The sequence below is a fragment of the Gracilibacillus sp. JCM 18860 genome (genome assembly GCF_055395245.1).
In genome coordinates, this window is sequence record NZ_AP043868.1 from 4,174,415 (window position 1) to 4,188,954 (window position 14,540).

Below are 14,540 nucleotides of genomic sequence, written 5' to 3' on the forward strand. Positions count from 1 at the left end.
GACGCAGAGGCGAATACTTATATCACTGGACAATATAGTTCGGTTATAGCATAAGAAGGAGGAGCTACATATGCCAAAACTAAGATGGGGCGTATTAAGTACTGCAAAAATTGGACAAGAGCAGGTTATTCCAGCTATTCAACGATCTAGTAATGGAGAGGTTGTGGCGATAGCAAGTCGTAAGTTGGAAAAGGCACAAGAGGTGGCAGATAAATGGGCTATCCCTAAAGCTTATGATAGCTATGATGCATTGTTAAAAGACGAGCAAATTGACGCTGTCTATATTCCGCTACCTAATTCCATGCATAAACAATGGATGATTGAAGCAGCGAATTTTAAAAAGCACGTATTGTGTGAGAAGCCTGTAGCTTTGAATAATGGCGAATTATTAGAAATGATAGAGACAGCAAAACAAAACAAAATTACATTTATGGAAGCATTTATGTATCAATTTCATCCACAACATCAGAAAGTGAAGAAGTTAATCAGCAATGGAGAAATTGGAGAAATAGTTATGATGAGGGCCAGCTTTTCCTTTTACTTAGATAATGATCAAAATATCCGCTTGCAAAACCACCTAGGAGGAGGGGCAATGTATGACGTCGGTTGTTATACATTACATGCAATTCGAAATATTTTATCAGACGAGCCTATATCGGTTTATGCTAGTTCTACGAAAAAAAGAGAATCTCAAGTAGATACGACAATGATAGGAGTGCTAACCTTTCATGATGGGAAATTAGGAGTATTTGATACAAGCTTTGATACAATTAACCGTCAATCCTACGAAGTTGTAGGCTCTAAAGGTACGATAACCGTAACGACAGCCTTTCGTCCAGATGAGAATGAGAATATGGCTGGAGAATTGGTGTTAAAAAAAGAAGGGTAAACACCTGTCACTCATAAAGAAGCTGGTGATCAATATAAATTAATGGTGGAAAATTTTGCTAGTTCTGTCTTAGAACAAAAACCATTAGCTTATAATGTGGAAGAAATGAAAAAACAGATGGCTATTTTAGATGCAGTTTATCAAAGTAGTCGAGAAAACAAAGTGATTAAATTATAGTGTGATAAAAATGTAGAATAAAAGGGTTTATCTTGGTAACAAGATCGATGTCAAGCAGGATAGTCAAGATAAAAAGATATATGTTGGCAATATAGTTGATACCAAGCAAGATAGCCAAGATAAAAAGATATATCTCGGTAATATAGCAGTTGCGAAGCAGGATAGCTAAGATAAAAAATATATCCTAGTATTGTTAAACTCTTGACACAAAAGCCAACAATAACTAAAACGGACATTCCAGATCACTTCCGGAATGTCCGTTACTCTATTCTTTAAGCTCAGCCAAAACGTTTGCGGCTTTTTCTGTTACATACCCACTTCCATTATTATCTTCCACATGCTCGATAAACATAGAAATGAGGATACTTCCGTCTGTAGGATATCCGACAAACCAGCCATTTTCTTGACCGTTTTCTTCATCCTTGGATTGTTTCAATTCTGCAGTACCTGTTTTCCCAGCAATTTCTATACTATCTAAGTTGGCTGCTTTTCCCGTGCCATGAGTAACGACTCTTCTCATGGATTCTTTTATTAATGAGGAATTCTCAGCAGATATTAATCCTTGCTTCCAGCTTTCGCCATCTGCCTCATCTAACAATAAAGTAGGCTTTACCATATTTCCATCATTTAGAAATATCGAAAAAGCACTTGCGAGATGAAGGGCACTCATTTGTACTTCCCCTTGCCCATAACTAGAATCTGCTAGAAGTACTTCCTCAGTAATATTTCCATCAGAGGAAATCGTACTTTTTTCAATCGGGTAAGTGAACGGAACATCTTCGCCCAATCCGAACTCTTTTAATCCCTTCACAAAGGCATCTGCTCCCATATCCAATGCCTGCATAGCAAAATAAATATTATCTGAGCGTACGAGTGCATCATCTAAATCAACAGGTCCATTAGATGGAGAAACCCTTGTTATATAATAATTTCCCCAGCCTTCTTTCTGCCAAGTGAGACCGTCAATTTCAAATGTTTCATTAGGATCAATCGAACCATTTTCCAAGCCAACTGTACTAGTTATCGGTTTAAAAACGGAACCAGGTGCAAAGGTCGAAGCAAATCGATTTAGTAATGGGTTATTCGGATCTTCCTGCCATTCTGTCCATTGGGTATTACTCAATCCATAAATAAAGGCATTTGGATCAAAGGAAGGGCTGCTGACTAAAGCTAATGTCTCTCCTGTTTTAGGATCAATAGCAGTGGCCGTTCCAGGTTCATTGTCCATTTGTTCAAATATTTTCTTTTGTGCTTTTATATCTATCGTTAAATTTAGATTTTCACCATTTTTCACTTCTTTTTCCGCTAGAATAACAGGCTCTTGCCCTTCTTTTTCAACGGTAATCTTGACCCCAGCTTCTCCACGAAGTTGTTCTTCATATAGTTCTTCTAATCCTCGATAACCAACCATATCATTCTCTGAATAAGAGGCATCATCTAAATCTTCCAATTTTTCTGCTGTAACTGGTGCAATATATCCTACTAAATGGGCCGCTGCTTCCCCTAATGGATAAATTCTGCCTGTGGTGGTTTGGGTTTTTAGTGTTGGGACAGAACTAATCGCCTTTTCTATTTCGTCTGTTAAAGAAGGAACAACCTTTAATGGGACAAAATAATTAGGTTGGACCCAGTTAGCATCTAAAGCATTATCTATTTCTTCTACAGTAATACCCAATGCTTTAGCAATGGTTTCTTTCTCACTCTTGATCTTATCATCCGTGAACTGTTCAGGTACGACGCCTAACTCATAGACACTTGCATTAACAGCAAGTCCTTCTCGATTTCGGTCATAGATTTCTCCTCTTTTAGGCTCAATGGTTTCTAAACCTATTGTGCCCCCATCTTTTATTTCAGGAAAAATAAGTCCAGGATTCCAATTAACAAGCCAGTCCGTTTTTTCTTCACCTTCCACCTCTTTAACGACCTTTTTCATTTCGACTTCGGTATCGAAAGTGATCGGTCCTGCAACAGACTCCATACTGACTTTCAGAGGAAATACTTCTGTTTCTGCTTCGTCGTTTTTTTCTTTTTCTTCTGTATCTGGGACGTCAAACGAAACATCCACTTTGTTTATTTCTAAGTCTTTATATATCTTTTGGTAACGATCAATAAAATCTTCTTTCTCTGTTTCCGCTACCATCTTATACATTTTTTCATACTCCTGGTTCATCCAATGATCAGCATACTCTTGTAAGCGTTCCTCTGGCTCCACTTCCTCTTTTTCTTGGCAGCCGATGAGTAATACTGTAAAGAGTATAGTGCCTAAAAATAAAAACTTTTTCATCACAAATTATTCCCCCTCATTATTTGTTGTGATAAATAGAAAAAGCGTATAAGATCATACGCTTTTTAGTAAACAGGTTTTGCATAAATGATGTAGCGATCTGGTGCATTACCTACATAAGAAAATGGATAGCAGGTTGTAATCACAAGCTCTTCTCGAGGTGCTGTAGACTTTATAATTGTTGTATCATCTGCATCTACTATTTTTGAATCTACCATTTCATATGTATATTCACCATATGGTAATTCAATCACAAAAGTATCACCAATTTTCACTTCACCAAGACTACGAAAGACAGTGTCTCGATGTCCAGACAGTACAATTTGATCATTTTGTAATGGATATGCTGAGCCTTTATAATGCCCAACGCCTTTCTCCAAGTCATCAGGATCCGTTCCTTCCACGATAGGAAGTTCAGCATCTAGTGTAGGAATTCTTAAAAAACCAACCTCAAGCCCTGTTTCAGGGAAAAAGGTATCAGAAGAGTACTTCCAAGAATCTTCTGCTGACTTTTGATCTGAAGGTTGCTTTAGGAATTCCTTTGCCTCTGTTGCCGCTTGCTTTTCAGCCGCTTGGATCTTGAAATATTGATAGCCCCCAACTCCTAGTAATACTAAACCAGCAATGATAAAGATTAAGGCTAATTTCCTCATTGAAACACCTCACTACATATGTTATACATATTATACTGGTAAATGGTGAAAAATGCACGCAAAGCAAAATAAAAAAATTCATCATATTTTCGTTATTTAATGCCTATACTTGTAAAAATACCCATTCTATTTCAAGAACTAAAATAGGTATTTAGAACTAATTATTCGTCTAAAATACACGTTTTATTCATATGTTATTCATGATTTCGACAAAAAATGTAACTTTATATAGAACAAATGGGAAGATTGTGCTATAATGATATTGGAAAATAGAAAGTAGGTGAGTCACTATGATTGGCAAAAAAATACAAGGAATCCGAAAAGAAAAGAGAATGTCTCTTTCAGAGGTTGCAGAACAAGCTGGAGTTGCTAAATCATATTTAAGCTCCATTGAACGTGGAATTCAGTCCAATCCGTCTATTCAATTTATGGAAAAGGTAGGAAAGGTTCTTGGAGTATCTGTCAATGAGCTGTTAATGAGTGCAGATAATGAAACACTTCGCCAACAATTAGACGATGAATGGTTACAATTAGCGGAAGAAGCCATGAAGTCAGGTGTATCAAAAGAGGAATTTAAAGATTTTTTAGAATTTAATAAATGGAAAAAACAATCACATTAAACTAATAATAAGTCAGTCCTTACTCAAGAGACTGGCTTTTTTTCTTTCGCGCATTCTTTCTTGTTTTTATAATATGTTGTATAATCTATCAAAATACCCCCGAAATAAAATAGGTAATTGCCAATGATATAGTAGAGTCGGCATAGGGGATAATTTATTCGTAAGTAAAGGAGAAGCAGATGAAAAAGTATACCTATTATATACCAGCATTACTTTGGATGGGGGTTATCTTTTATTCATCTTCACAGCCCTACGAAGACCAAGATTTAAAGCCAACATTAGCAAAATATTTGGATCTAACCTTTTTGGAACCGATATTTGATCATGTTTCCTTTGTATATCATCAATCAGAAGTAAGCATCGCATCTCTTGGGATCGGAGGATTCATCGAATTCTTTATTCGAAAAGGAGCACATGTTACGGTGTTTCTAATTCTTTGTCTATTGCTATACTATGCATTTACGAGAACGATAGCTAGTAGTAGAATGGCAGTTTTATTTGCATTTTTTTCCACGATATTGTACGCTATTTTCGATGAATGGCATCAAGGTTGGACACCAAATCGCACCCCATATATAGGGGATATCTTTTTGGATGGGATAGGTGCAATCATCGCTGTGCTTATTATTTCTATTCTTCGTATCATTCAGCATCGAACAAAAATCATGCACTAACATATTATATACTAGAGGGTACGAAAAAGGGGTTGAGAGTTTGTCCGAACAGGAAATTTACAAATCTATCCTACAAAAAATGTTAGATGAAACAGAGCGTGATCAAATTGAAAATTCCTCTGATTTTATAAAAAAACTATCAGATGAAATCAAACAATCTAATGTGATTACATTAAAAAAGTAAAAATAAAAGAGTGTGCAACTAGAATTATAGATTTGTCACACTCTTTTAAAAAATTATTCCCAGGGAAATGTGATTAAAGGTCATTAGTAATAGGTAGATCAACCTCGATATATTTCACGTCACCGTCTGTTAAGATAACTTGACTATTAGTAAGGTTTATCAGCCAATCCTTAAATTTGTTTGTTTCATCTTTTTTTACATAAACATGTAGTGTTACCTGTGCTAAGTATTCTATCTTGTCTAAAATGAAAGAGGATTGTTGTAGTTCATTTTCGACTTTTCCAAGTAATGGATAGTCAATGGTTAGGATTACTTCTTGCATTAGACTTCTTTCCACAACACCAGTAGAATTGATTGCAAGAGATGTGGTACTTGCATATGCACGAATTAAGCCACCAGCACCAAGCTTTATACCACCAAAATACCTAGTTATGACAACTACTGTGTCTTTTAACTGCCTCTTTTTTAAGACTTCTAGGATAGGTACACCAGCTGTACCACTCGGCTCGCCGTCATCATTTGCTTTTTGTAGTTGGTCATGTTCTCCAATCATATATGCAGAACAATTATGTGTTGCATCATGGTGTTTTTTCTTTATTTGAGAAATGAATTGCTGAGCAGCTTCTTCGGTTTCTACACGTTTTACATAACCGATAAAACGAGATTTTTGGATGACTTGTTCATCAACTCCCTCGTGTTTTACAGTATAATATTGATCGAGCATTGTCTTTCCTCCTAAAAAACTTGTATTATCACACAAATAATGTGTAAAATCGTACTACAACAAAATTATTTATACCCCCATAAAAAGTACTAATTATATCGAAAATGTGTAAATGAGACTAGGTGGTGAAAGTTGAATAATATGGAGAACCTGGAGCATGATTTAGATTCTATAATAGAAGAAATGATCGAAACAGTCAAAAATAGTAAGGATGATGTTTTCGATATCACTGAAGAATCACGTAAAGAATATGAAGCGCTGACGAAAGAGCTAGCAACCTTGAAGAAGCAAGTAGCCAAAACCATCGAAGAAGGTAATGAACTAGAGCGTAAGTCTAGCTTAGCACGAAAAAAGCTTTCAGAGGTGAGTAGAAATTTCGCCACTTATTCGGAGGATGCGATACGAAATGCTTATGATGTAGCTCATCAAATTCAGTCAGAATTCATTATGAAGCGTGATAAGGAAAAATCTTTACGTCATAGAAGGGATGAGATCGAGCTACGCCTGAAAACCATCGAAGGCACCGTTGCGAGAGCTGAGAATGTTATGGGGAAGATCTCGATCATCCTCAATTATTTAAGTGAAGATTTCAAACATATATCAGATATACTACAAAATGCCCAAGAAAAACAAGCTTTTGGCTTGAAGATAATTGAAGCACAAGAGGAGGAAAGGCGTAGACTTTCAAGAGAAATGCACGACGGTCCTGCACAGATGCTTGCGAATATCCTGCTTAGATCCGACATTGTCGAGCGTGCTTATCGTAAAGGGGATGTAGAAAATGCGATGTCAGAGCTGAAAAGCACTCGTGTTATGATTCGTGATTCATTACATGAGGTTAGAAGGATTATTTATGATCTCAGACCAATGGCTTTAGATGATTTAGGACTTGTTCCGACGATAAAGAAATATATAGCTACACTCGAGGATCAGCATGGAGAGATTTATTTTACATACAGAGCACCGGAGGAAAGATTAGCAGGACAATATGAAGTAGCACTCTTTCGGTTAATACAAGAATCGATACAAAATGCTTTAAAGCATGCTGAAGCACCTAGAATTGATGTAAAGCTAGAGATTATGAAGGATCAAGCTACTGTTTTAATACGTGATAATGGAAAAGGCTTTGATCAGTCTCTTAAAAATGAAAAATCATTCGGGATTATAGGGATGAAAGAACGGATTGAAATGTTAAGTGGCAAACTAGAAATTAAAAGTGAACTCGGAAAAGGAACACAGGTTTTGATACGAATTCCAATAACTAAAAATTAACACATTATTTAGAATCAGTGTATAATAACTTTGAGCTAGTAAAAAAGAACGTTTTCCTAAAAGCATAGATAAAAATAGAATAAAATCTAGGAGGTTTTTACATGACAACAAATATCATACTAATCGATGATCACAAACTATTTAGGGAAGGTGTCAAGCGAATTCTAGAATTAGAATCAGGCTTTAACGTATTAGCAGAAGGGGATGATGGTTCGATTGCCATTGACCTAGTTAAAAAGTACAAACCTGATGTAGTCTTGATGGATATTAACATGCCTGATGTTAATGGTGTCGAAGCTACTGCAGAATTATTAGAAAAATATCCTGGAGTTAAAGTCATTATTTTGTCCATCCATGATGATGAAAATTATGTAACACATGCATTAAAATCTGGCGCTCAAGGCTATTTGTTGAAAGAAATGGATTCTGATGCCCTAATTGAAGCAATTACTGTTGTAAGTGAAGGCGGATCTTACCTCCATCCGAAAGTAACCCATAACTTAGTTCAAGAGTACCGCAGATTAATAGCAGAAGAAGATGCGCTTTATGGTTCGGATAATACATTATCTAAATTAAAGAAAATCGATCATCGTAAACCATTGCATTTACTTACTCGAAGAGAATGCCAGGTTCTACAATTACTAGCTGAAGGGAAAAGCAATAAAGGAATTTCTGAATCCCTCTATATAAGTGAAAAAACCGTGAAAAATCACGTGAGTAGTATCCTGCAAAAAATGAAAGTTAAGGATCGAACCCAAGCTGTCGTTATCGCGATCAAAAAAGGTTGGGTTGAAATTTTATAAATTACGCGAAATCCCCGGAGATGTTCGGGGATTTTATTATTTGGTGGGAGGAAAAACGGGTATTATAGCAAAATATATAGATTTCTAACTAAAAAGAACCGGACATGGCAGAATGAACACTTAGAAATTTATATAATATTACTATGCATCCCATTCATAATTAGGTAAAATAGAAGGCAATATAAATTATAGGAAGGAAACGATGTGATGAAGGTTGCAATCATTACAGATAGTACAGCATATATACCTGAACAGCAAAGAGAAAAAAATCATATTCACATGGTGCCACTAAGTGTAGTGTTCGGTGATAAGGCCTATCAAGAAGAGGTAGATATCACGACAGATGAATTCTATGAAAAAGTGAAAACAATTAAACAGCTACCCAAAACAACCCAACCATCCATTGGTAAGATAAATGAAAAACTAGGTGAACTATCAAAGGAATATGACCAAGCTATCTTTATCACTTTATCTAGTGGTATTAGTGGCACGTATCAAACGGTTAGAACTGCACAATCAATGGCAGATAATATAGAGGTCTATCCATTCGATTCAGAGATTAGTTGTATGGCCCAAGGATTTTACGTTTTAGAAGCGGCAAGATTATCTAAAGAAGGAAAGGATGCTCCTACTATTCTTCAAAGGCTTGATGAAATGAAGAAAAGCTTGAGAGCCTACTTTATGGTGGATGATCTTTCCCATCTACATCGCGGTGGCCGATTGAATGGAGCTCAAGCCCTAATCGGAAGTATGCTTCAAATTAAACCAATTCTACATTTTGAAGATACGATTATCGTTCCATTTGAAAAAATCCGAACAGAGAAGAAAGCTTTAAAACGAATTTTTCAGTTATTTGATGAGGATGCAAGTAGTGGAGAACCGCTCCGAGCAACCATTATCCATGCTAACAGAGAAGCAGATGCAAATGAAATCATGCAACAGTTAATGGAAAAATATCCTCATGTCGACTTCGAACTTAGCTATTTTGGTCCGGTAATCGGGACACATTTGGGAGAAGGGTCTTTAGGGATAGGATGGTACAAAAAATAAGCAATTTTTCTGTATTGAAATAAAGCGAGACTTTCATCAGAGGAGGAGGTTGGTCATGCAGACATTACCTTAGGTTTTAGTTTGCAACTCCTTCTATTGATGACGAACAAAATGGTAGAATAGGAGGTTTGTATGAAAGAAAGTCATTATTTAGCAGGGAAAATTTTACTTCGTGAAGAAATTAATATCCCCAATGACCAATTTCACCATCTAATAGAACTTGGTTACCTTCAATCAATTCCAGCAATCACGAGAAAATTTCATCAATATAAATGTAATAGATGTCACACCACTACCCTACATCACTTTGGTAAAATCCCATGCTCTCGTTGCCAAACCACCCATGTATATTGCCGAAATTGTATCCAAACTGGTAGAGTACTTTTTTGTGAAGAACTATTCCTTTGGACGGGACCTGATATCGTCTGGCCACAGCAAAAAAATCCATGCTACTGGGATGGTACTCTAACTAAGCATCAGCAGTTAGCAGCAAATGCTATCCTTCATGCTACTAGTAAACCGAAGCAAGAGCTACTGATTTGGGCGGTTTGCGGTGCAGGTAAAACAGAAATGCTTTATCCAGCAATTACAGAAGCGATTAGACATAATAAAAGGATTTGTCTTGCTACACCAAGAGCAGATGTTGTCCAAGAATTATACCCCCGTCTAAAAGAGGTGTTTCCAAATACAGAAATGGAGGCATTATATGGCGGAACAGGGGATAGGACAGGTGTTGGGCAGCTTATTATCGCAACTACCCATCAGTTAATCCGTTATCAGAATGCATTTGATTTACTTATCATTGATGAACTCGATGCCTTTCCATTTCATCATGATCCATTACTACATCAGTTTGCAGTAAGATCTGCCAAAAAATATGCCACTAAAATTTATCTCACCGCAACGCCTCGCCCAAAACAAAAACGATTGATTGAATCGAACAAATTAAAAGCTATCTTTGTCCCGATTCGTTTTCATGGCTATCCACTACCTGTTCCACGTTTAAGGCTTGAGTTAGGTCTCAAGCGAAAAATCTCTCAAAATAAAATGCTTCATAGTTTAGAAGCGTTTCTAGATAGCCATGATCCGAAGCGACAATGGTTACTATTTGTTCCAACGATACAACTGCTAACTCCTTTTGCGAAATTACTAGAGGAAAAAGGTCTGGACCTTGCTACCGTTCATGCCGATGATCCAAAACGAAAAGAGAAAATTACAGCATACCGTGAAGGGAAAATAAATGTATTAATAACAACAACGATTTTAGAACGAGGCGTCACCTTTCCTTCCATTGACGTGGTTATGATCGATGCTGGTCACGACGTTTTTGATGAAGCAGCAATCGTTCAAATTGCTGGACGCGCTGGCAGAAGCCCAAAAGATCCAACAGGAGATGTATTGTTGATTCATCAAGGTAAGACAGAAGCTATGATTCAAGCGGTCAAGCAAATAAAACGAATGAACCAGAAAGGAAAAGCGTTATGAGCTACTGTTTAATTTGTCAGTCCTTTATTCAAACAGAGGTGACATGGTCCAATTTTCTTTTTCCTAATAAAGCTAGCAACCTATGTGAAGAATGCCAAAAAAAGATAGAACAGATAGAAGGAGACATATGCGAAAAATGTGGTCGACAAATGAAGCAACAAGGGCTATGCTCGGATTGCATAAGGTGGGAAACGCGTGGGGAGTGTAAAGAAGTACTAGAGAAAAACCGTGCAGTTTTCCAGTATAACTCCTTCATGAAAGAAATTATCTCACAATGGAAATACAGAGGTGATTACCATTTAATTGAAATATTCAAACCATATATTCTCGAAGTATTTGATCAACATTTTTCAAAATTAGATTCAAATTTTGTTATGATACCAATACCACTAACAGAAGAGAGGTTATATGAGCGTGCCTTCAATCAATCAGAAGCTATTGCAATGATTATATCAAAGAAATCTATTATTCCATCGATTTTAAAAAGGGATCCAACAAAAACAGAAAAACAATCCAAAAAATCTAAAAGAGCTCGTTTAGAATCTAACAATCCATTTTATCTAGAAACAGGCCTAAACAAAACCGCTGTTATTGTCGATGATATTTATACAACAGGTACTACAATCTATCATGCAGCCAAAACATTGAAATTAGCTGGTTGCCCACATGTATATAGTTTTACGTTAATTCGATAGATAAAAGGGAGGTAGCCCATGATGGCTGAACTGGCAAATTGCGAATATTGTGATAAAGTTTTTGCGAAGATAAACAGATCGATCTGTCCAGATTGTATGAAGGAAGAAGAGAAAAAATATGAAAGTGTAGTTCAGTTTTTACGAATAAGAAAAAATAGACAAGCAACAATAACAGAGATTTCAGAAGCAACAGAAGTCGAACATGAAATTATTCTACAATTCGTGAAGGATAAACGTTTACGGCGATCTCAGTTTCCTAATTTGTATACTTCTTGTGAACGATGTGGTGAGCCCGTGTCATCTGGGGTACTATGTGATAAATGTAAGAATGACATAAAATATGATTTAAAAAAACATCATGAGATAGATCAAATAAAGCAACGAAATGAAGAAGACGAAAAGAAAATTCGAACATATTTTACGAAAGACTAGCGTTCTTAAAAATTACTTCTCATTGTCGCTCAACCTAGTTATACTAAAAATATATTTAACTTTTTGGCTGAGTTGTCGATATACATGATATAGAATATAGGATACGCAATAGTTAGGAAAGAGGTGAGTGGTCATGAAAGTGAACGGACCAAACCATACGAATGTTAATCCATATCAACAACAGATACAGAAAAAACAAACATCCCATAAATCCACTACACGTCAGGAAGACCAATTACAAATTTCTAATAAAGCAAAAGAAATGCAAGCAAAGGATAGTCGCCAAGCCTATGTGAAGGAAATTCAGCAGCAAATCGAAACAGGCGAATATAAAGTAAATGTAAAAGAAACAGCAAGGAAAATCTTGAATTTTTGGAAATAATTAAGCTAAAAGGAGCAGACACTTACATGTCAGTTCGGAAAATAACGCAACAGTTAGAGAAAATGATTCAGTTACATGAAAGTCTACTTCACGTTTCAAAACAAAAAACAGAAGTGCTGAAGGAAGGCAATATAGAGGGATTACAACGCTTATTGAATCAAGAGCAAAAGCATGTGCAGGCGATTAATCAAATGGAACAGAAGCGTAATGAAATGGTGGAGATCTGGGCTAATTCAAATCAGCTTGATCAGAATATTTCAGTCTCCACTATTATTGAGGAATACGCAGAAGGAGAAGAGAGAACTGCTCTTGAAGCGGTAACCTTAAGGCTAGCAGAATTACTGTTAGATCTAAGAAGACAAGAGGATCTAAATAAACAATTGACGGAACAATCACTTCAATTTGTTCGTTTGTCCTTGGATATGGTGCAGCCATCCCTTAAAAATTTGAACTATGGGAATGGGAAATCTTCACAGGATTCCTTGTCGAAACGATCCGTATTTGATTCAAAGGCATAATGAGGAGGAGAAGAAATGTTAGGAAGCTTTGGTGGATTAGAGGTAGCAAAACGTGCTTTACATGCACAGCAAACCGCCTTATATACAACAGGTCATAACATAGCAAATGCTAATACAGCAGGATATACGAGGCAACGGGTGAATTTTAATGCTACAACACCATTCCCGCCAGCGTCTAGGAATCGCCCACAAATTCCGGGGCAGATTGGAACAGGTGTGGAAGCAGGATCTATTGAGAGAATAAGAGATAGTTTTATTGATAAGCAATATCGTCAGGAGAATGCGAAGGTAGGGTATTATACGTCTAAAGCAGATATCATGTCCAAGATGGAGACTATTCTTAATGAACCATCGGAAGCAGGATTGTCTCATACAATGGATCAGTTTTGGCAAGCATTACAAGATTTATCCGTTAACCCAGAGGATTCAGGTGCTCGTTCCGTGGTAAAAGAAAGAGCAATAGCATTAGCAGAATCCTTTCAGTATGTTCATTCCTCCTTACAAGATGTCCGAGCCAATTTAAAAAATGAAATTGGGGTTGGAGAGACAGATGTTAATTCTATAATTGATCAAATTAATCAGCTTAATGGTCAGATTGCAAAAATAGAGCCACACGGTTATGTTCCAAATGATTTATATGATCAACGGGATAGTTTGATTGATGAATTATCGGAATATGTAGATATAAATGTGAGTTATCGTGAGAGTACTGGACAACCTAGTCCGATAGCAGAAGGGATTGTAACAATAACTCTTAATACAGAGAATACTAGTGTAGAAAACAATGGATCAGACCCAATTACCTTAGTAAATGGTAGTGTAGACATTATTGCTGGTAGTGATGAGGCAGTTAACCACGTATTTGTTGATTTTGATAATCAAAATAATGTACAAGCTATGTTTTTTGCACAACCAGATCGAGATCTGACCTCTGAAGAACAAATAGAGGCACTTGTTGCTAATTATGACCAAGAAGTTTTTATTTATGGGGAGAATTATGAAGTCCAGGGTAAATTGAATGCAATAGTAGATGGAGCAGGTTATTTACAAGATTTTAATTATGATGGTACCGGAACGAATGTACCTGCCGGTGAATATAACGAAATGCTAGATGAATTAGATGTAATGGTTGAGCATTTTGTCAATGAATTCAATGCAGTACATAAAAATGGTTACTCCTTAGTAGATTCAGATGGGGATGGCTTAGGAGATCAGGGGATTGACTTTTTCGTAGGAAGCACAGCCGATACCATTGATGTTGCAGAGGCAATTAAAAATGATACAGATTTAATAGCAGCTAGTAGTGATGGAGCATCAGGAGACGGTGAAAATGCTATCTCACTTGCTGATGTTTATACAAAACGAGTAGAACAATACATCACTTCTAACAATACAGCTCCGGATTTTGTTCCAACATTAGATGAGAAAGCTTCTATCAAGAGCTATTTTGAATCAATCATTGGAGAAATGGGAGTAAAGGCAGAAGAATCCATTCGCATGCAAGGAAACTCGGAAATTCTCCGTAAACAGGTAGTAGAAACAAGACAGTCTATTAGTACGGTTTCACTGGATGAAGAAATGACAAATCTCATTCAATTCCAACATGCTTATAATGCTGCTGCACGTAACATGACGGTGGTTGATGAGATGTTAGATCGAATTATTAACAATATGGGATTAGTAGGGAGGTAAGTAGAG

The 14,540-nt window shown here is 36.6% G+C and carries 15 protein-coding genes and 1 pseudogene; 13 read left to right on the forward strand and 3 right to left on the reverse strand.

Going from position 1 to position 14,540, the window contains the following annotated elements:
* Positions 1-70 precede the first annotated feature (70 nt).
* Positions 71-1,066, forward strand: a pseudogene (locus tag ACZ5R4_RS20235) (Gfo/Idh/MocA family protein).
* Positions 1,067-1,331: 265 nt separating this feature from the next.
* Here ACZ5R4_RS20235 and ACZ5R4_RS20240 read toward each other — a convergent pair.
* Both ACZ5R4_RS20240 and ACZ5R4_RS20245 read right to left on the reverse strand, forming a co-directional pair.
* Positions 1,332-3,350, reverse strand: coding sequence for a penicillin-binding transpeptidase domain-containing protein (locus tag ACZ5R4_RS20240; RefSeq protein ID WP_464367905.1), 2,019 nt, complete (start codon positions 3,348-3,350; stop codon positions 1,332-1,334).
* A gap of 65 nt (positions 3,351-3,415) precedes the next feature.
* Complete coding sequence (locus tag ACZ5R4_RS20245; protein ID WP_109983568.1) at positions 3,416-4,003, reverse strand: class D sortase; 588 nt, start codon at positions 4,001-4,003, stop codon at positions 3,416-3,418.
* 290 nt (positions 4,004-4,293) lie between these two features.
* Between ACZ5R4_RS20245 and ACZ5R4_RS20250 the strand changes: the two genes are divergently transcribed.
* From ACZ5R4_RS20250 to ACZ5R4_RS20260, 3 genes are all read left to right on the forward strand, one after another.
* Positions 4,294-4,623, forward strand: coding sequence for a helix-turn-helix domain-containing protein (locus tag ACZ5R4_RS20250; protein ID WP_054859869.1), 330 nt, complete (start codon positions 4,294-4,296; stop codon positions 4,621-4,623).
* 179 nt (positions 4,624-4,802) lie between these two features.
* Positions 4,803-5,297 carry a VanZ family protein gene (locus tag ACZ5R4_RS20255; protein ID WP_109983567.1) on the forward strand — a complete coding sequence of 165 codons (495 nt, stop codon included), beginning with the start codon at positions 4,803-4,805 and terminating at the stop codon, positions 5,295-5,297.
* Positions 5,298-5,337: 40 nt separating this feature from the next.
* Positions 5,338-5,481: a hypothetical protein gene (locus ACZ5R4_RS20260; RefSeq protein WP_181397431.1), complete on the forward strand. Its 144-nt coding sequence runs from the start codon at positions 5,338-5,340 to the stop codon at positions 5,479-5,481.
* A 73-nt stretch (positions 5,482-5,554) separates the two neighbouring features.
* On the opposite strand, the gene ACZ5R4_RS20265 is transcribed toward ACZ5R4_RS20260, so the two are convergent.
* Positions 5,555-6,205, reverse strand: coding sequence for a YigZ family protein (locus ACZ5R4_RS20265; RefSeq protein WP_054859870.1), 651 nt, complete (start codon positions 6,203-6,205; stop codon positions 5,555-5,557).
* A 141-nt stretch (positions 6,206-6,346) separates the two neighbouring features.
* Between ACZ5R4_RS20265 and ACZ5R4_RS20270 the strand changes: the two genes are divergently transcribed.
* From ACZ5R4_RS20270 to flgK, 9 genes are all read left to right on the forward strand, one after another.
* A complete protein-coding gene (locus tag ACZ5R4_RS20270; RefSeq protein ID WP_277678785.1) occupies positions 6,347-7,477 on the forward strand; it encodes a sensor histidine kinase in 1,131 nt (376 codons plus the stop codon).
* A gap of 101 nt (positions 7,478-7,578) precedes the next feature.
* Positions 7,579-8,280, forward strand: a complete 702-nt coding sequence (locus tag ACZ5R4_RS20275; protein WP_109983566.1) for a response regulator transcription factor — start codon at positions 7,579-7,581, stop codon at positions 8,278-8,280.
* A gap of 207 nt (positions 8,281-8,487) precedes the next feature.
* A complete protein-coding gene (locus ACZ5R4_RS20280) occupies positions 8,488-9,330 on the forward strand; it encodes a DegV family protein (protein WP_109983844.1) in 843 nt (280 codons plus the stop codon).
* Positions 9,331-9,462: 132 nt separating this feature from the next.
* Positions 9,463-10,815, forward strand: coding sequence for an ATP-dependent helicase ComFA (locus tag ACZ5R4_RS20285; protein WP_277678780.1), 1,353 nt, complete (start codon positions 9,463-9,465; stop codon positions 10,813-10,815).
* Positions 10,812-11,510: a double zinc ribbon domain-containing protein gene (locus ACZ5R4_RS20290; protein ID WP_464367906.1), complete on the forward strand. Its 699-nt coding sequence runs from the start codon at positions 10,812-10,814 to the stop codon at positions 11,508-11,510. The genes ACZ5R4_RS20285 and ACZ5R4_RS20290 overlap by 4 nt, the downstream gene beginning before the upstream one ends.
* Before the next feature lie 21 nt (positions 11,511-11,531).
* A complete protein-coding gene (locus tag ACZ5R4_RS20295; protein ID WP_464367907.1) occupies positions 11,532-11,942 on the forward strand; it encodes a TIGR03826 family flagellar region protein in 411 nt (136 codons plus the stop codon).
* Positions 11,943-12,075: 133 nt separating this feature from the next.
* Positions 12,076-12,324: a flagellar biosynthesis anti-sigma factor FlgM gene (gene flgM, locus ACZ5R4_RS20300; RefSeq protein ID WP_054859875.1), complete on the forward strand. Its 249-nt coding sequence runs from the start codon at positions 12,076-12,078 to the stop codon at positions 12,322-12,324.
* Positions 12,325-12,350: 26 nt separating this feature from the next.
* On the forward strand, positions 12,351-12,842 hold the full coding sequence (locus ACZ5R4_RS20305) for a flagellar export chaperone FlgN (protein WP_054859971.1): 492 nt from the start codon (positions 12,351-12,353) through the stop codon (positions 12,840-12,842).
* A 15-nt stretch (positions 12,843-12,857) separates the two neighbouring features.
* Positions 12,858-14,534 (forward strand): flagellar hook-associated protein FlgK, encoded by a 1,677-nt coding sequence (gene flgK, locus ACZ5R4_RS20310; protein WP_109983563.1) that lies wholly within the window; start codon positions 12,858-12,860, stop codon positions 14,532-14,534.
* Positions 14,535-14,540: the final 6 nt, after the last annotated feature.